12 protein-coding genes, 1 tRNA gene and 1 riboswitch are annotated in these 18,687 nt (G+C 44.6%); of the genes, 6 read left to right on the plus strand and 7 right to left on the minus strand.

The genetic code is table 11. From position 1 onward, the window contains the following. The first annotated feature begins 72 nt into the window (after window positions 1–72). Together CH373_RS08650 and CH373_RS08655 are read left to right on the plus strand one after the other, a co-directional pair. Entirely contained in the window at window positions 73–1,065 is a 993-nt protein-coding gene (locus tag CH373_RS08650; protein ID WP_100713860.1) for a hypothetical protein, read from the plus strand. After that, a complete protein-coding gene (locus CH373_RS08655) occupies window positions 1,058–1,507 on the plus strand; it encodes an LIC12806 family lipoprotein (RefSeq protein ID WP_243393322.1) in 450 nt (149 codons plus the stop codon). The genes CH373_RS08650 and CH373_RS08655 overlap by 8 nt, the downstream gene beginning before the upstream one ends. Here the strand turns inward: CH373_RS08655 and CH373_RS08660 are convergent. The 3 genes from CH373_RS08660 to CH373_RS08670 are packed head-to-tail and all read right to left on the minus strand — an operon-like array spanning window position 1,504 to window position 4,594. Beyond that, a complete protein-coding gene (locus CH373_RS08660) occupies window positions 1,504–2,436 on the minus strand; it encodes an energy transducer TonB family protein (protein WP_100713861.1) in 933 nt (310 codons plus the stop codon). The genes CH373_RS08655 and CH373_RS08660 overlap by 4 nt on opposite strands. Beyond that, on the minus strand, window positions 2,414–3,445 hold the full coding sequence (gene ruvB / locus CH373_RS08665; protein ID WP_100713862.1) for a Holliday junction branch migration DNA helicase RuvB: 1,032 nt from the start codon (window positions 3,443–3,445) through the stop codon (window positions 2,414–2,416). The genes CH373_RS08660 and ruvB overlap by 23 nt, the downstream gene beginning before the upstream one ends. A 12-nt stretch (window positions 3,446–3,457) precedes the next feature. Beyond that, window positions 3,458–4,594, minus strand: a complete 1,137-nt coding sequence (locus tag CH373_RS08670; protein ID WP_100713863.1) for a trypsin-like peptidase domain-containing protein — start codon at window positions 4,592–4,594, stop codon at window positions 3,458–3,460. A 91-nt stretch (window positions 4,595–4,685) separates the two neighbouring features. Between CH373_RS08670 and tmk the strand changes: the two genes are divergently transcribed. Then, window positions 4,686–5,276 (plus strand): dTMP kinase, encoded by a 591-nt coding sequence (gene tmk, locus CH373_RS08675; RefSeq protein WP_100713864.1) that lies wholly within the window; start codon window positions 4,686–4,688, stop codon window positions 5,274–5,276. A 91-nt stretch (window positions 5,277–5,367) separates the two neighbouring features. Further along, window positions 5,368–5,439: transfer RNA gene (locus CH373_RS08680), tRNA-Arg, on the plus strand. Between the two features lie 764 nt (window positions 5,440–6,203). Here the strand turns inward: CH373_RS08680 and CH373_RS08685 are convergent. The 4 genes from CH373_RS08685 to CH373_RS08700 form a co-directional block, all read right to left on the minus strand. Then, window positions 6,204–6,857 carry an ankyrin repeat domain-containing protein gene (locus CH373_RS08685; protein ID WP_100713865.1) on the minus strand — a complete coding sequence of 218 codons (654 nt, stop codon included), beginning with the start codon at window positions 6,855–6,857 and terminating at the stop codon, window positions 6,204–6,206. 147 nt (window positions 6,858–7,004) lie between these two features. Continuing rightward, window positions 7,005–8,186, minus strand: a complete 1,182-nt coding sequence (locus tag CH373_RS08690; RefSeq protein WP_100713866.1) for an NHL repeat-containing protein — start codon at window positions 8,184–8,186, stop codon at window positions 7,005–7,007. Continuing rightward, on the minus strand, window positions 8,187–10,283 hold the full coding sequence (locus CH373_RS08695) for a TonB-dependent receptor (protein ID WP_423789782.1): 2,097 nt from the start codon (window positions 10,281–10,283) through the stop codon (window positions 8,187–8,189). It lies immediately after the preceding gene. A 168-nt stretch (window positions 10,284–10,451) separates the two neighbouring features. Further along, window positions 10,452–10,619: riboswitch (cobalamin riboswitch) on the minus strand. A gap of 188 nt (window positions 10,620–10,807) precedes the next feature. Continuing rightward, a complete protein-coding gene (locus tag CH373_RS08700) occupies window positions 10,808–11,857 on the minus strand; it encodes a CapA family protein (RefSeq protein ID WP_100713868.1) in 1,050 nt (349 codons plus the stop codon). A gap of 89 nt (window positions 11,858–11,946) precedes the next feature. Here CH373_RS08700 and CH373_RS08705 point away from each other — a divergent pair, with 89 nt between their 5' ends. Continuing rightward, window positions 11,947–12,819: a class I SAM-dependent methyltransferase gene (locus CH373_RS08705; protein ID WP_100713971.1), complete on the plus strand. Its 873-nt coding sequence runs from the start codon at window positions 11,947–11,949 to the stop codon at window positions 12,817–12,819. A 369-nt stretch (window positions 12,820–13,188) separates the two neighbouring features. Further along, on the plus strand, window positions 13,189–18,687 hold the full coding sequence (locus CH373_RS08710) for a beta strand repeat-containing protein (protein ID WP_100713869.1): 5,499 nt from the start codon (window positions 13,189–13,191) through the stop codon (window positions 18,685–18,687).

The raw sequence follows: 18,687 nt of genomic DNA on the forward strand, positions 1-18,687 counted from the left end.
AAGCCATAGTAATTCGGACTACCCCAAAAAATACGTGAAACCAGTTGGCACTTTAAGAATCCTGTCGGAAGAATGCTCTATCAATCGAGTCACAGAAGTTATAAGAAAAAAACCAACTACAAACCTTTGGTATTTTTTTTGCTTACTTTAGCTCTCGCCGGAACTGGATTTTTTTTCCGGCAAGAAATCAAAAATTTATTCGCAGGCGATAGGAGAATCCTCTTAGAAAAGCAAAGAAAGATTTTGCAGGACGGAATTCTAAAAGGAGAGCTCAGAGAAGACGACGTAAAAGAGTTTCGTTCGGTCGCGAAAGATTTTGCGAATACAAACAAAGTGGATGGAATTTCTTATCACTATCTCGCTTTAGCAAGTTATTATGAATTTCTATTGATGGGTTTCAGATTCGATACGAACACCTTGTCCCAGATCGCCTATTCCGGTTTTGATAAGTTTCTTTCCGAAGATGCTTCCTACGTTCCACTCGTAGAGGATTCTTATCGAAACGCATTGAGGGCACAAGCGATCGATCCGGAATACTTAGAATCGACTGACAATCGTTATCTGATCATTTTCGGAGAAGCTCTTCGGCAAAAATTGAGCAGATCCGCACTGAGTAAATTACTCGTTTCGGTTGATTCCGGTAAACTCAGCCCAGAACTGAAAATCGGTTATGCTTGGACCTGCTTGCTCGGAAGCTCTCTTTCCGGAAATACTGATTTTCTAAAAAAGACATTAAGCAATTCTGAAATTTCAGGTCCTCTTCTCATTAATCCTCGTGAATCTGACTTTCTAGTGGCGCTATCCGAATTTAGGGCTAGTCAATTTGTTTCTTCGCTTTCTTATCTGAGAAAAGTAATGAACGTGAACGAGGATTTTCTCACAGCAAGTTCTAGGATTTTAGAAGCTCGCATTTTCTTTTTACAGAACATTCCCCTCAAGGGGATGGCAATACTGGAAGAATTGTATCCTAAATCTGGTGACAGAAAAGAAGAAGTGCTCTCCCTAGCGAAAGAGATTTTGGCCAAACACTCAAATCTGAAAACAAAGCTGCCGATCGATGAATAGTTCCTATTTATTGCAATACGCAGTTAGAATTCCGAGCGGCACTTTTTGGATTCTTCTCTTCTCCTTTTTGAATTGCGGCATGCAGCCTGTTCCGCCAGAAGCAGGTACTTTTTGTGATCCTGTTTCTAAGACCAATGTTTGCGTTCAATTCGATTTTCGTAATGGAACCGTATTGTACGAAGGAAAACAGTTTGCGCTAAAGTCTTCGAGCATATTAAATTACTCTTTTTCGATCGGAGAAAAAACGATCGAAGTGGAAATGAGAAACGAAAACCGGGCGATCTTGATCGGAACAGACGGATCTCAGAAATTACTCCTTCGACTAAAAGACAAACAGGTCAGAAAGAAACAATGGGCGAGACTTTGGTGGAAAATCAAGGAAACACTCGGACTTGCTCCTGGGGAACAGGATCCGCATACAAGCAATCCGGAATCTAACTAACGACGAAACCCCGGAAAAATAAACCGAATTCCAAAAATCATTCCCTGGGCTTTTACCTCTTCAGGGACTCTTCCAAAATTTTGCCCTTCTAAAGTGTCCAGACAAGCTCGATCGACCATTTTTTGTCCTTGGGAAGAAACCAACTTGGTATCAATCACTTGCCCAGCGTCGTTTAACAGAAATTGTACGCGGACTTCTCCGGGGACGATATTTTCTCGGATTACTGTCCCTGCCCCGTCCCTGTATCCGTAATTTCCGCCTCCGGGTGGCGCGAAAGTATTCTCGATCTGCTTTAGCATTCTCTTGAAATATTCGTAACCTGCGAGCTTCTTCCTCGGAATGGAAAGAGATTGTCCTGCATCCCATCGAAACAGAAAATCTTGCTCGAATCTATAATTGAACGGAATCTTGGTCAGCCTTCCGGTTGGAGCGGACTGAGAGGACTCTTGCTGGTCCTGATTTGTAGTCTGTACAGGATCATTTTTCAGAATCGCAACTTCGTATACTTTTTCGTCCTGCGACTTTGTTTCGGAAGTTTTAGTGACAGCTTCGGAAGGTTTCCTGAACAAATTTCCCCAGATGAATTCCCTATACGGCGTATCTGTATGAAACCCTTCTTTCTTAGTGAGTCCTCCGGATCCAGCCGCGTCCACATTGGAAAGCGCCTTATATTCGTCCTTTACATTCGGATCTACGAAATCTTGTTCCAGCAATACCTCATAGATTTTTTCGCGCTCTGCCTTCTCCTTGAGCTGACTCAACGGGTCTTCTCCCAAAATTCTCCACAATAAATTTCTGGTGAACAAATGGGCGACCAAAAAGGACATGAATGCAAAGACCAAAAAGGCAGCAAAGAGGAGTCGATGATCATCCTCTTGTAAGGTTCCGACTGAGCCGGATTCGATTTTAAAAAAGCCCGGGAGATGCATCACTATCCAATTTTTTTCCAGCTAACGAATAAGGCTTTTCTAATATTTTATACGCCTTTTCAGTGGCTATTCTTCCTGATGGGGTCCTATTGATTAGACCGATTCTGACCATATACGATTCATAATGGTCTTCCAGAGTTCTTTCTTCTTCTCCGATCACTGCGGCGATCGGTTTGAGTCCAACGGGTCCACCGTTGTATCTGTCTATCATACATTCTAGAATCTGGCGATCCATCTTATCCAATCCATGCTCGTCGATTCCTAGTCTCTGGAAAGCTTTATCGCAGGCGGATGTTCCGATCGATTTTTCCCCCTGAACTTGGGAAAAATCCCTGACTCTTTTTAACAAATGATTTGCGATACGAGGAGTTTTTCTGGATCTCTTTCCTATCTCGAAGGCTGCATCGGAGTCGATCTCGTATCCTAGAATTTTAGAAGATCTCAATACGATTTGTCTCATCTCTTCGTCGTTATAATAATCCAAGCGAAAATGGATTCCGAATCTACTTTTCAAAGGATCAGAAATCAGACCGCTCCTAGTAGTAGCTCCTACTAAAGTAAATGGCTTTAGTTTGATTTGAATCGTCTGCGCGGTGATCCCTTCTCCAACAAGTAGATCTATCATGTAGTTTTCCATCGCGGGATACAATATTTCTTCGAGTTTCCGATTCAAAGAGTGAATTTCATCGATAAACAGAATGTCTCTTTCGTTCAATTCTGTAAGTAGTTTTGCGAGATCCGCGCCCCTGGAAAGTACGGGCGCAGAAGTAACGATGATTCTAGAGCCTAATTCTTGGGAGATAATGCCCGCGAGAGTGGTTTTGCCCAAGCCGGGAGGCCCGGAGAGAAGCACATGATCCATTGCTTCTCCCCTTTTTTTTGCGGCTTCGATGAATACGCCTAAATTAGAAAGTATCTCTCTTTGACCGACAAATTCCGAAAGCAAAGAAGGTCGCAGAGTCGCTTCTTCTTCAAATTTTTCTTCCGGATTCAATGTGTGAGAGGCCAAAGAGAAAACGCTCTATTCTTTTAATTTAACTGAGACTTTGAGAGTCTGGCCTTTTCGATAGACAGACACAGTAATTCTTTGGCTCGGCTTCATACCGCGGATCTTTGCGACAACTTCTGCTGCATTCCGAATTTTCTGGCCTTCTATTTCCAAAATTACATCTTCCGGCTCGAGACCTGCTTCTTCTGCCGCAGATCCTGCGATCACTTGTCTTACAAATGCGCCTTCTGTGGAAGGAAGTTTTAATTCTTTTGCAAGTTCGTCGCTGATATCGTCAAGGCCTACGCCTAACTTAGCCCTGCGTACTTTTCCACCTGTTTTCAGTTCTTCCACAACAGACTTTGCTTCGCTGATCGGAATTGCAAAACCTAGTCCGATGGATCCTCCGGAAGGAGATACGATCATTCGATTGATTCCGATCACCCTTCCACCGATATCGAGCAACGGACCGCCTGAGTTCCCTTGGTTGATCGCTGCGTCAGTTTGGATATAATGAACTCCAGAGTTGTCGATTCCACCCCTTCCTACTGCAGAAACAATTCCTACAGTCATGGATTGCTCTAATCCAAAAGGAGCTCCGATTGCGATTGCCCAGTCTCCGACTTTTACTTGAGAAGAATCTCCGATTTCGATCGGAACTAGCTCGGAACTCGCTTCTATTTTCAAAAGTGCCACATCCACAGTTTGATCGGCACCGATTAGTTTTGCTTGGATCTTCTTTCCGGACTTTGTAACAACTGTGAATTTATCAAACTGTCTAACCACATGCTCGTTGGTAAGTATGTATCCTTCTTTATTCAGAATGAAACCTGAACCGAGTCCATTTACCTTTCTTTTTTGGGTCCGCATCTTTCCTTGAGGTCCGTAAAAGAATTCTTGAAACGGATCGCTGTAGACCGGAACGTTTACTGTTCCTTCGGTTGCGATAGAAACAACACTAGGGGAAACATTCTGGTACACTTCTTCAAAGGCTTGTTGGATTGTTACGGCTGACTTGGCGGCAGGTGATAATTCTTTTTCCGACTTAGCATTTAGAAACAGTGAGCCGTTTTCTTGCGAGCCACAAAAAATAACTGGTGACAAGAAGGTTCCTACCAGCACTGAAATGCTGATCACCAGGAAATTTTTGAATCTAAAGTTTTTTTTCATGGATTCCTTTCCTCAGAAATGAGATTCCGGTCGGGTACATTTCAAAATCCGCTGGAAAGCGACTCTGTCAAGTGGGTTTCCAGGAGTTTTAGTGACACGATTACCGGCATTTTTTGTTTTTGAAGGTTTAGACGGCAGCGGGAAAAGCACCCTTTGTCGTCTTGTATTGGACCGACTGATCCAGAAAGGTGTTCCCGCGGTTTGCTTTTCCGAGCCTACTCAATATGAAACCGGGCTCTATTTGCGAAAATTTTTGAGAGGGGAAGTTGAGTTAGATCCGCAGAGCCAGATAGAGGCTTTCTTAAAGGATCGTGAGGCTTCGCTCCAAAAAAATATACTACCTGCAATTTCAAACGGTAGCAAGGTGCTCTTGGATCGATATATCTACTCCACTTGTGCATACCAATCTGGTTCTGATTTTTCGGCCAAAGAAATTCTAAAAAAGAATCTCTCCAGAGGATTTCCGGAGCCGGAGATTGTATTCTACTTAGATTTGGAACCTAGTCAGGCATTACAAAGGTTAGAATCCAGACAACTAAGCAAGGAGAGATTTGAGAGTATAGAACACCTTGATAAAATCAGGACTGCCTATGAGGAGATCCTGCCATTTCAAACCATTCGACTAGACGCAAATCAAACACCAGAATCTCTCGCGGAACAAGTCGTACAGGAAATCTTGTAAAACGAAGCGGCTCGCCCTTGCGACCGCCCGAGGACTCTCGCTATTTACGGTTGACGCTGCCCCTCCTCCTTAAAAACTTTCCCTACTAGACGCACCTATAGCTCAACGGATAGAGTACAGGTTTCCGGAGCCTGTGGTCCAGGTTCGAGTCCTGGTAGGTGCAAATTCCCCTTTAACGAACATACAGGACTCGAAGCGAGATCTTGGAAGCGATCATAGCGACCCATAGGGAGCGTTTATGAGCGCGTGCGAGACACACGATGTGTCGAGCCAAGATCGAGACGCCGTGGAGCAAAGTCGGCCACGACGGACGACTGCGTAACGGCGAGTCCTGGTAGGTGCAAATTCCCCTTTAACGAACATACAGGACTCGAAGCGAGATCTTGGAAGCGATCATAGCGACCCATAGGGAGCGTTTATGAGCGCGTGCGAGACACACGATGTGTCGAGCCAAGATCGAGACGCCGTGGAGCAAAGTCGGCCACGACGGACGACTGCGTAACGGCGAGTCCTGGTAGGTGCAATTTTGCTTGAGAACGAGTCGGAAACTCGAACAGCATCCCTCGTCCTTCGCCAGCACATCCTGTGCTGAGCTCCGGAACGCTCCACCATCCTGGTTCCGCTCTTCGGGAATGCTTAGTTCTCGTTCCCTATCTATCCCTCTGCGCGTCTCGATATACTACTCGTGAATAACTTTTTGCCTTTAGCGGAACGCCATTGTGCGCCATATGGATTCCTTGAAAGAACCCCTTAGTGTAAAAGCAATCTTCTGCAAAAAAATCGGAGGAGGAAATTCGCAAGGCCCGAGAATGGACCAGGACGGTCCATGTCCCGGCACTTGATACAGGATGTATCAGTGCAGGGCGAGGGTTGCGATTTCCGAATCCGACTTAAAGAGGAAGGACTCGAAAAGAGATCTTGAAGGAACTATTCTAGCGCTTCTGCTTCTTTCAGATTTCCTTTTGCTAACGCAATGTCCTTCGCGGTCTGGCCGTCTTCTGTCTTGATCAAAGGATCCGCGCCTTTCTCCAAAAGCATTTGTACTAATTTGCCTCCGCCAGTTCTAGAAGCTGCGATGTGAAGAGGCGTGTATCCGCCTTCTTCTTGAGAAAAATTCGGGTCTGCGCCTTTTTCGAGAAGAAGTTTTACTGTTTCTTCCTTCCCGGAAGCGACCGCGGCGTGTAGAGGACTATTTCCGTAGGAAAATTTACTGCGAGACTTTGCTTGTATATTGGCTCCTTTTTCCAAAAGATATCGCACTAGTTCTGTTCTTCCAAAGTGAGAAGCCAAGTGCAAAGGTGTCCAACCGTCAGGGCTATAGCTTTCTAAGTCGGACGAGTTCGCAGATAGACATTTTTTAACACTTTCTAGATCTCCGAGCGCAGCCGCCTCGAAAATGTTTAAGGGGATTTCTAAGGAAAGGTAAGCTTGTACGATGTCTTCCTTACCGTAATAAAGTGCAAATAGTAGAGGTGTAATTCCTTCGGGATTCGTTTGCCTTGCCAAGGTCGGTTTTTCGCGCAAATTATAAATGACCTGAGCCTTTTGGCCGGTTGCAATTAGTTGAAACAAATCCGACATGTAAATTGTGACCTTCAAAACTTCGAAGGATACTCTCCTACTCTCCCATCTTTGTCAATTCAGTTTAGAAAAATGAAAGATGTTTCGTATTCGATTTTCTTAAATGAAGAAAAAAGAAACGAAAATTTAGTTTCGTCGAATTTAGGGCTATTCTCGAAGTTGTATCAAGTCGAAAGGTTGCAAATCCACCGAGATCGGAACCGGAGTCATCAATCGATTTCCATTCTTCGTATCGAACATGGATACTCCCGGCATTTGAAATTGAGTATTGGAAACATACAGAATTCCATCGTCCGCCAATAAAATGCTAGAAAGGCTCGCATCAACTGAGGAAGGAATCATCAGTAAAGTGTCGAGACGCGCTCCTGTCGTAGGATCGAATACTTGTAATGTTTTATTAAAACCTGCATCTAATACACTCGCGTATCCGAGATGGTCATTCGCGATCTGAACAGCGAGTATATCGCCCCCGGCAACAGACTCGTCAAAAAGAATTTTGCTCAAGAAGGTTCTCGTTGCTAAGCGAAATGCAACGACTCCTCCGTCGATCGCACTGATAAAGCCGATGCGATTCGGAGCGGGCATTACTAAATGAGGCTCTCCGAAAAGTTGCACGAGTATAGGTTTTCCTACAGGATTCGGAAACGGAAAAGAATAGGTCGCTACGATGGAGTCCGTTCTTGTATCAATTTCCATTAATAAAGAAAGGCCGCTCGGCGGAAAATACCCACTCGCGTCGTTTCGATCTAGTCTCTGGATGCAAACAAAAAGACTGTCTCCCACCTGAATCATTCCTGACATTTCGGGCAAATGATCCGGAGTCCCGGATGTGGATGTAGGTTCCGCATAAGGTTCGAGATCGATGTATTTTAGGATCGCTCCGTTTTGCAAATCTAGTAGAATCAGATACCTCGATCCGAATAACGAGACGTAGGCGCGATTTGTTCCTATCAATTCCAAATCTACCGGATTTGATTTTGCTCCCACCGACCATTCTGCGATTGTCTGAAATGCAAAATTGGGATCCAAAATCTGAATGCTATCTCGATTTAGGCGATTGATGATAAAGACCTTCTCATTCTTAAACCTCGCCACAGAGTCTCCGTGTATCGGGGTGAGCCCAGGATAACTCATCTGTAAATCCGGATTGATAACTTTAAACCTTCCTGCACTTCCAAAATCTGTGGCGACCACTCCGATATTCGTAGGAAGGTTCGGCGTCAAAAACAGGCTCGAAATCGGTGGCCTTTCTATATCTCCGCAAGAAGATATAAGAAAGATAGCGAAAAGAAAGGATATGTGCGGATGCAAAATAGAAAGTCTTCTCATCTAAAATCTACCGCTCAACGTAATGAACCAATTTCTACCTGGCAGAGGATATCCTACAATATCTTCCACCCTCTTATCTCCGACATTACGAAGATCCAAACTAAGAATCAGCTCCTTTGGTGCTCTATCTTTTAGATCGTTTTTGCCAATTTCTGTAAAAGTACTATTTTCAGAATCCGAATCAGAATAAAGAATCCAAGTAAAATACAGATTCCAAATCTGACGCGCTGGCTGATAATTCACGTACTCGTTTGTTCTATCTTTAAAGACCGCTCCCACATAGACCACTTCTACGCCTGTTTCCCAACGCGAAGATTTATAAGCAAAGGTCGAAGAAATTTCATGTCTGGGTCGAAGAGGAAGAATTTTGCCGTGCAAATAGGGAGCCGAAGAAGTATTGATCGCATTTTGATAGGTATATTCGAGTAAAAATTTCCATCCTTTATACTCCGTCTTGTGAGATAGCTCGGCTCCTTGAATTCTAGCGGAATCTACGTTGTCCGGTCTTAGGGTAAACTGAGAATTCGGAATAAACAGAATCATATCAACAATGCGTCTGGAAAAATAAGAGATAGAAGTTTGGCTTCGGAAGGAGTTATTTCTGTATTTAGCGAGAAAGCCTGCGTCTGCGTTATTGCTCTTTTCCGGTTTTAGATTGTTATTCGGTATAATTGTACCAATCTCACCGAACAGCTCCAAGAAACTAGGGATTCTATTTTGAACCGCCGCATTTGCCTTGAAATCTAAATTGCCACTTTCAGTTTCTATCAATTTCCAAAGGAATCCTACTCTTGGATTTGTGAAAGAAGTCTTCTTATCAGCAGACGCAAAAGGATCTTGCTTTCTGTACCATGGCTCGTCGGTCTGAAATCGATCGTTATATACGTCCCATGTGATTCCAGGAGTCAGCACTACCTTTTCGCCTAACAAACGTATTTCGTCTTCTATCTGAAGGCTCGTGTATCTTCTTGATTTTCCAGGTTCATATTTTAGATCTTGGTTCGTCGGAGTGCTTCTGGTTCTTTCGAATGTTTCTAACTCGTATCCAAGATGAAATCTTAGAATTTGATAATATTCTAATAAGTAGATTGTTGGCATAAAGTGAGCGCCGGCCTGTCCGATATCCGCTCTCGCATTAGGAGTTCCCCTAGAAAATTCGGATTCGGGGTCGAAAAGCTGATCTACTGCAAAAGTTCTGAATACTCTAGATTCGATTCTAAGAAACCCGTCGAAAAGACCTTTGGTGTCGGTAGAAATGGAAGAAGTATTTCTAAGTAGTTTTCTCCTCACCTTTTCGGTTTGATTCGTCGCAGGTCCTGGAATTCCGTGAAATCTATAGTTCAAGTCGTTCCAAAAACGGATCTTTGTCCTTCCGATATCCCCATCCAGTCCTACCATTCCGGAACTTCTTTCGTACTGAGCATTTCTCCTACGATCTATAGTATCGTCCAACGGGTTTACGATCAAAGTACCGTGAGTATTTAGATACGGAAAGTTCTGGTCCGATTTTTCTCCCAGGAAAAACAAACTGGCTCCGATGCCTCCGTAGGTTCCGGTATGAGTGATTGATCCCTTCCCCGTATTATAACTTCCTCCTCCGAGGTTTACTCTAGTTCGAGGAGGTCCTCCGGATTTCCGAGTTACCAAGTTCACACTCCCCCCGATTGCAGAACCGGATAGTCCGATCGGAGAGCCACTCCTGAAAATCTCTATGCTCTTTAGATTATCAAAAGGAAGGTCTGCTAGGTTTACTTCCCCACCCTGCGTATTGTTAAAAGGAACTCCATCGATATAAATTCTGGACTGATTCGGGTTCGTTCCACGTAGAGAAAGTGTGGAATACGAACCCAGGCCACCGTAGCGTCTAACGCGAATTCCGGCCTCTCTTTCTAAAACATCTGGAAGACTCGTATAACGAGAGTTATACTGGTCCAAATCGATCGAAGATTGGAATCCGGTGGGATTCTTTCGCAGAAGATCCGACTCAGTACCCTTAGATACCTTTCCGACTACTTCTACCTTTTCGGCTTCCTTGGTAGTCGGTTCTTGTCCGTAAACATATACAGGAAAGAAGACAAACCATAGTATTGTGAGCAGCGAACCTTTGGAAGGAACTCCTAATTTGCAGTCCTGACCAGTTCGCTTGAGTTTAGTAATCAAAAAAATTCTCTCCGTTCGAAGGAGAAAAAGGAAGGAAGGAAACGCCGCAACTTCCGCGAAGCGGTTATGTTTTGTCTCCCGCCTCGCTTTAATTCCCGAAAGCACAGCTAACATAAATAATAGGTAGGTCTTCTGGCTCACACCTGAGTCGGATTCCCTTCCCATCCAAACGGACAGTGGGTTTTTTATCCTTTTTACGTACGGTGTTTACAGCTGCGGGTTCAGCTTCGGTCTTTCACCGAATTCCCTTGGACCTATTACTTTCTTTGAACAGGTTTTTCAGGGGATCCGTTTGGAGCAATCTGGAATTTTTTGAGGGCCCCACCCTCGTGGGTGGGGGGCTGGTGGTGGGTACCCCGCTGGCCCTTCGCCACGCGTGCCATGGAAATGCGTTTTCCGCAACTCATTTTTATCCAGGGCATTCTTGTAGGAGGTCCTACAAGATTCGAAGAAATTCTTTCCTATTGCGGAAAGATTGCTCCATCCGTTTCGATTCGAGGAGAACGATTTGGGAAATCTGTCTTGGATAAGCTTCGGACCAACTGTATCGTTTTTCCTTCCGGATCCGGATAAGGTACTCCGGCATCAGTAAGCAGAAGCGGATGAATCCTGCCTTTTACAAAGTTCCCTTGGGTATCTATATCAACTTCCAAGATCAGAGAGTAGCCAGCGTACCCCTTGGTAGAAAACACTCGATAACCCATAAAATTCCCGAGAGAATATGCAATCAATCTTCCCTTATAAATTTCCATTGCTCTCGGAATATGAGGACCATGCCCGATAATTAAGTCAGCCCCTGCGTCCACTAACGCGTGCGAAAGCGCGACCAGATTTCCCCTATATTCTCCGTAAAATCTTTCCATTTCGTTTTTCACATGGAGTGCAGGACCTCCTTCAGCTCCACCGTGAAAGGAAATAAATACAAGCTGGGCTTTGCGTTTCGCCTCTTTGACAAGCGCCACACCCTCGGGAATTTCGTTCACATTATTATGATGTTTTAAATGACTGAATCCGATCCATGCAATCGTGATATCCTTTGCAGTCATGTAGGTCACAGTTCCTTTTTTGCCTGTATATCTCATGCCAGCTTCTGAAATATTTTTCATGGTATCATCGAAGCCTTGGTGATGAAAATCCAGACTGTGGTTATTCGCAATCGAAAGTATATCGAAACCCATGTCCTTTAATATTTGTGCATAAGACGGAGGAGTGCGGAATGCAAAGATTAAAGGTCGATTGATATTCTTGCTCGAAGTCGGATAGTTCGTAAGAGTGCTTTCAAAATTTGCAAAAAGAAGATCTGCGCCTTTTAGGCTAGACTGGACCCCCGAAAATAACGTTCCCTTCGGGTTGGAAGGAAGCTTGTTTTCCGGATAATTCGTTCCCATCACGAGATCACCCACTGCCTTAACCTTTAAGATTTCCTGAGGAGTAGAAAGGAGAGCCTGAAAGCTTAGAACACTGGCAAAAACTAGGGCAAATAGTCCCGAGAAAAATAGGATACGCTTCATAGTTGGAATGTATTTTACCCCCTTTAGATTCGAAAAGTCGTTTTCATTTTTCGATCAATAGCTTGGGAAATGTACCGATCTATAAAGTAATGCAAACCATAGCCTGTAATACTTGTGGGTCCGAGGAATTCCGGCCTTTATTTTCAAAATTAAGTTCTAAGGAGGAAGAATATAGAATTGTCAGTTGCAAAGAATGCTCTTTGGTCCAGGTAAATCCGCAGCCTAGTTTTGAAGAAGTTTCCAAGTATTACGAGGACTCGTACTTTACAAAGCGAACCGACAGAGGCTATAACGACTACTATTCTGCCGAAACAAAAAAGGAAATTGCGAGAGTTTTTGCCTTAAATTTGCAAGACCTGGATTTCTTTGCCTGGGAACAATCTCTACCGAAAACAAAGTCCGCACTGGATGTAGGCTGTGCTGCAGGTTACTTTCTCGATTTTTTAAGGGACAGAAACTGGAAAACAAAGGGCTTGGATATCGCCAAAGGCCCGGTCCAGTTTGCAAAATCAGAACTCAAACTCGACGTGGAACGCAAGGATTTCCTAAAATGGGATACGAAAGGATCCGAAAAATTCGATCTAGTAACCCTTTGGGCAAGTATCGAGCACCTTCATCAACCCAAAGAAACGTTACAGAAAATCCGCCAGCATTTGAAACCGGGTGGTAGGATGATTTTATCGACTTGTAGACATGGATTCCTAGCAAAAGTCTTAGGAAAGCAATGGAGATATCTGAATGTTCCGGAGCACCTTTATTATTACAGTTTGCCAGGAATCATCGAACTATGCAATTCATTAGGTTTTCATAAACTATCGCATATTACCTATGGTTCCGGTCTGACTTCCCGAAAGTCAGGAGGAATAGTATTCAAATCTGCAAAAAAGATCTGCGATGGTTTGGTAAAGACTTTTGACCAGGGCGATATGATGGCTTTATCGTTCGGCCTCGCTCAGAATTAGGATTGAATACACTTCGTAACCGCACAGGCACTAACCTAAAGTATCTATTTTTTCAAAAGCTTTTCGCGAATTCTACTAACGTGCGATCGCTGCTCCGGCTCACGAACGTTAGACGAAATGTCCACATTACACATCCGTTTTCTGTCTCATCAGGAACAACTTCCTCACCTTGCAGAATGTTACTCTAGCAACTATTATTTGACACACTTTTCGCATAATGTGTAGGAATGGTGGATGTTCGGCACCACCATTCTGACACTCCTCTATCCTTCTAGTGATTGGATCAAAACAAACATGCATCTTTTGTAAATTATCTCTAAAGATTCGCGTCTCTTTTGGTAGATAAGAGAAAATGAAACCAGGAATTAAATGGCCAACGCGAAAAAAAGATTTATTCGAAAAGCATACTCAATTGTCGTTTTTACATTCTTACTAATATTCAACGTAAACTGCGCTTGGCCGCTTATTGGGGCCGCGGTTGCTTTTCTTACTGGCGATAAAGGAGGAGGTAGCTCTATACTTCTGCCTCCGTCTGATCCTGGAACTACTCCACTAACAACCACGCCAGGCTCTTTGCTAGTTTCCTCGAGTAATTCGAATGGAGCTTACAAAGCAGGAACAAACCTGACTATCACTGTCGGGTTTCCGGAAAAAGCGGTTGTCTCCGGCACTCCCCAAATTTCGCTTAATAACGGAGGAACTGCGAACTTTTCCGCAGGATCGGGCACGAAGACTCTGTCCTTTTCTTACACTGTTTCCGGAGGAGAGGATGTCGCAGATCTAGATTATAGTTCCGTTTCTGCCTTTTCTTTGAACGGAGGAAGTATCAAAAACTCCTCCGGTTCTGATCTTTCCATCACCCTTCCTACTCCAGGAGCAGCAGGTTCACTCGGCGCAAGCAAGGACTTAACAATAGATACGATTGCTCCCAGCGTTTTCCTAGTAGGTACTAGTTTAGCAAATGGAACCTACGGTGTAGGGCAAGCTGGATCTGTCTTGGTGGTTTTTACGGAATCAGTCACAGTGACCGGAACTCCTACAATCAATCTAAACGTCGGAAGAAGCGTTTCTTACGCAAGCGGAAGTGCTAGCACTATATTAAGTTTTGATTTTACTGTAACTTCGCCAGACGCAACGTCTGCCCTAGACTATGTCGGAACTACTTCTCTTTCGGATGGAGGAGGAACCTTGAGGGATTCTGCAGGAAATGACGCCTCTCTTACTCTTGCTTTTCCGGGTACTCCTGGATCGATCAGCCAGGCTAAGACAATTACAATCGATACCGCTGGACCAACGATTACGAACGTCACATCTTCGACATCCAACGGAGTGTACGGGATTGCAGCAAGCATATCCATCCAAGTAGAATTTTCTGAAGCGGTTTCGGTCACTGGGACTCCTACCCTTACACTGGAAACCGGTGGAACCGATGAGACGATTTCTTATTCCTCTGGAAGCGGAAGCAATACTCTTACATTTACTTATACAGTAATAAACGGTGATATTTCTTCGGATTTGGAAGTCGCATCCGCATCCTCATTATCACTTGCCGGTGGGACCATCAATGACTTGGTTTCTAATCCAGCCGCTCTTACTTTACCTACGAGCGGATCTGGAATTTCCCTTTCGGATAACAAAGCATTAGTAATCAGCACTGCAAGTCCTACTGTCAGTTTCAATTCGGCTAGTTTAAGCGTGGGAGAAGCTACTTCCACTCTGAATATTCCGGTGGATCTATCTTCCGTTTCCGCTTCTACAGTTACTGTAGATTATACGGTTACTGGAGTTACTGCGACAGGAGCTGGAACCGACTACACTTTGGCCTCCGGAACCCTTACATTCAACTCTCCATCGGTTTCTGAAAACATCGTATTAAGCGTAGCAAATGACACACTTGATGAATCGGATGAGACTCTTACGATCACCCTCTCTAGTCCGTCTAACGCAGTATTAGGCGCCACTACCGTTCATACTGTTACTATCAACGACGATGACAATCCACCGGATGTGTATTTTAGTTCTTCTTCCTCATCTTCGCCTGACGAATCTAGCAATAATCGTACTATCACGATCTCGTTGTCCCAGGCTTCTGGAACAACAGTGTCGGTGTTGGTGACCGATTCAGGAGGAACTGCGACATCCAGTACAGACTATTCCGATATAGGATCTCCTCTTACCGTCGCATTTTCTCCTGGCCAAACCTCTCAAACAGTAACGATCGCTGTATTACAGGATACGATTTATGAAGGCAACGAAACTGTTGTGCTCGGTTTAAGCAGTCCGACAAATGCAACTGTTGTGAGCCCTTCAACTCATACATTCACAATTACTGATGATGAAGTGGGAATTTTATCCGCGGAAACGATCGACTCGGACAACGACGGGAAAATTGACCATTACAAGTTAGTCTTTTCAGAATCAGTAGATGATAGCACCTTCCCAGGATACGCCCTCAATTCATTAGGAACATCCCAGTCGGATTGGTTTGTAGCAGGATATAGCAATGTAGTACTTGCTCACGGTACAGCTGCACCTGTATCGGATACCGCAAATGATTCCATAATCTATATTAAATTTTCCGAAAGTTCTTCTTACGACTCGGGAGCCAAGCCGGATTTGACTACAAGCTCTACTCCTGGACTATTATCCTCCGCAGGAGCAAAAACGGTCGGTAGAATATTTACGGCTTCCGTAACCGAAGCAGATAGAGCCAAACCTGCAGTAGTCGCTGCGAGTGCAAACGCGGGCTCAACCTCTCTTACTGTTATTTTCTCCGAAGCTGTATATGGCGCGGGAGGAGCTCCTGCATGCTCCGGATCCGGTGATTTGTCAACCTCCGTTTTGACTTTTAACGATGGAAATGCAGCCGGTGCAACTTCGCTAAGTGGAATGGGTTCGGATGTTTGCGCCTCCGATTCTGGCTTCAACGCAGTCTTTCTTTCTAACTTTGCTTTTGCTTCCGGCGATAACAATGTGGATACAGTCGCAGGCAATGCGAATCTCTACGACGCCGCGAATAATACAGGAAACACTTCCGCAAAATCGATTACCGTGGTCAGTGGACCTTCGATCCAAAGCGTGACTCAGTATGATACCAATAAAAATGGTAAGATAGATCAGATAAAAATCGTTTTTTCTGAATCAATCGACGACTCCACAGTGGATAATGCAGACGCGGCTCAATTCGCAATCTCGGGAGTTACCGCAAATAGAGTAGATTCTACAACTAGCGGGACTGGGACAATTGCTTCTCCGAATAATGATCCTGGAACTGCGAACGACTCTATCGTTACCATATTTACCGATGATAGCACAGTTTCAGGCACTGACATCAAACTCGCATCTTTTACAATGTCGTCCGGAAGGTGGAAAGGTGGAGTTTCAGGAGTAGAAACTGCTACTGTATCAGATTTGACTTCGGTCACATTGGATAAAGCTCCTCCTGTATTGCTAACCGCGGTTGCCAGTGATAATTCCGTTTCCAATATCAGCGTGGATTCGGACGACACTGTGATTTTGACTTTCTCTGAATCTACAGATAAGCCGGTGATCAATTCGTCTAACATCGATTCGATTTTACAACTGTCCTCTTCGCATACCTGGGGAACGATTTCCTCTGCGGTTTGGAACGCGGCAGGAGATTCTTTGACAGTCACCTTTGCAGGATCGGGCAGTACGATTTCTGTAGGAGATACAATTACAATTCTAGGAACCATTACTGATAATGCTTCCGTGCCAAACACTTCCACAAATATTGCCGCCGTGAATCCGGTAGCGGGCTCTTTCTACACCGATACGATCGCCCCTTATATAGTGAGTGTAGTAAATATCACTCCTAATTCGGTAACCATCTCCTATTCAGAATCGATGAAAATGGATGGGACCGCAAACGCTGCAAACAATCCGGGGAACTATTCGTTAACCGAAGCGAGTTCTGACGCTTGCACGGATCCGGTCATTTCCTCCGTAACCTCGATCAACTCTACTACGGTGCAAATCAATCTGTCCACGAATCTATGCGATATCTATTATAGAATCGCTGTGACATCTAACGTTGTAGATTTGGGATCACCTACACCTAACCCTATGGGAACTCCTTACTTTTTGACATTCCTAGGAAACGACCGATTGAAAGTGGTATCTGCCCTGTCCTTAGGAACGAACACAGTCAAAGTGATACTGAGCCGAGCACCGGTAGCCGGAAACGATTCCACCGGGACCGCAGGTTGCACGACCTCCACAGAATGCGGTTATCGCTACAAATTCAGTCCAAGCTTAGGATCAATCACCTCAGCTACGTTAGGTGGCTCCCTTTCAAACGAAATTACGATTACGCACAGTTCCCCACAGACAGGTTCGGCATATTCGGTTATCGTCGCGAATAATGTAGACGGTGACGGATTCGATAATACTTCTTGGGGAAGTCTACTAGATGCGAACACTCTACTGAGCGCTACTGAGCGACAAGTAAAGGTAGCTCCACAAGATAGAGCCTCCTTTACAGGCAGCGGCACTGCAGTCACGAATTTCTCGGGAGGCTCCTACTTTTCGGATCCTTTCACCGATGGTACGGTATTCTCTTTCGCGTTCAATTTCGGTGGAAAAGTATACCTTGGTACGAATGATGTTAACAATGCTGCATTCCGGTTTGATCCAAACGGACAAAACAGTATCTTAACTACATTCTCCTTCTCTGCTGGAGTTTGCACCTCTGCAACCGGATTTGGCTATGGATCTGGAACTACTTGCGGAACAAATATGGGACCAAACGGAGAAAGAGGAGTGGTCGGATTCAATTCTGCGATCGTAACCATTGGCGGAACAAATTATGAAATTCTAATGGTTGGTCCATTGAAAGATGGGGTCACCAGAGGATATTTCACGCAGAGCTCGGATTTAATCCTACCTTGGAGCGAGTTCGGATTCAGCGCTACCGGCGGCTCTAATACTAAGAGTGTCCAAACTCTTTATGCGGTAGATAATCACTTATACATGGGACTTTCTTCTGCTCATGGAACTCAAGCTCCGATCCTGACTCATCATTCCTTGTCCGCTTCTTCTGGAGTGATTTCGGTGGCCAGCGGTACGGACATGAATTTCCGCTCTCTTGACAACCTAGGCAAGGGCGCTTCGGTTAACAATTTAAAGAACACTTCGAAGGTTGTAGGTATCGATGCGATCGTTAAGTTCAACTCCGCACTGTACGTAGCAAACAACGGAGGAGTTCGGTACTCTACCGATTTTACTTCCTTCTCTAGCTCTGTTCTATCTACTCCTTCGGGATTTTCCGGCACCACACTCGTACTTCCTCCTCAACCATCCGGATTGGAAAAAGTGAATCCGGGCAAAAAAGGAATTCCGAAACTGCTCGTGTATAACGGAAGGCTGTACATGGCACGAAATGTAGCTTCGGGCTCTACTTGCACCAACACGGACACTCTCCAAGCTTGTCAGACAAATTCGAAGGGTGAGCTTTGGAAATGCGAACCTGGAACTGTCGGAGGAGCTACTACTTGTGAACCAGGAGATTGGTCTTTGATTATCTCCGGAACAGAAAGCGATTTGGGAACTTCGAACGCGATCAGCATTCTCCAGAATAACGGCTCAGGAATCCTTTACGTAGGTTTTGACGACCCTACAAACGGAGTCAGAATCTTCCGAATCAATAGTACGAATCCTTCCGCAACATCTGGAACCATGTCGGGCGCAGGTTGGTCTCAACAAGGAACGAATGGACTCGGTACCGTTTCTCCACTTTATCTAAAGTTCATTTCATCCACCTCGATTTCAGATGGAGCATTCAATTATATTTATGTTACTGCCGGAACTGGAACGGATGCGATCAAAGTCTTCCGCCAGTTGGATTAA

The organism is Leptospira perolatii, assembly GCF_002811875.1.
GTDB classification, from domain to species: domain Bacteria; phylum Spirochaetota; class Leptospiria; order Leptospirales; family Leptospiraceae; genus Leptospira_B; species Leptospira_B perolatii.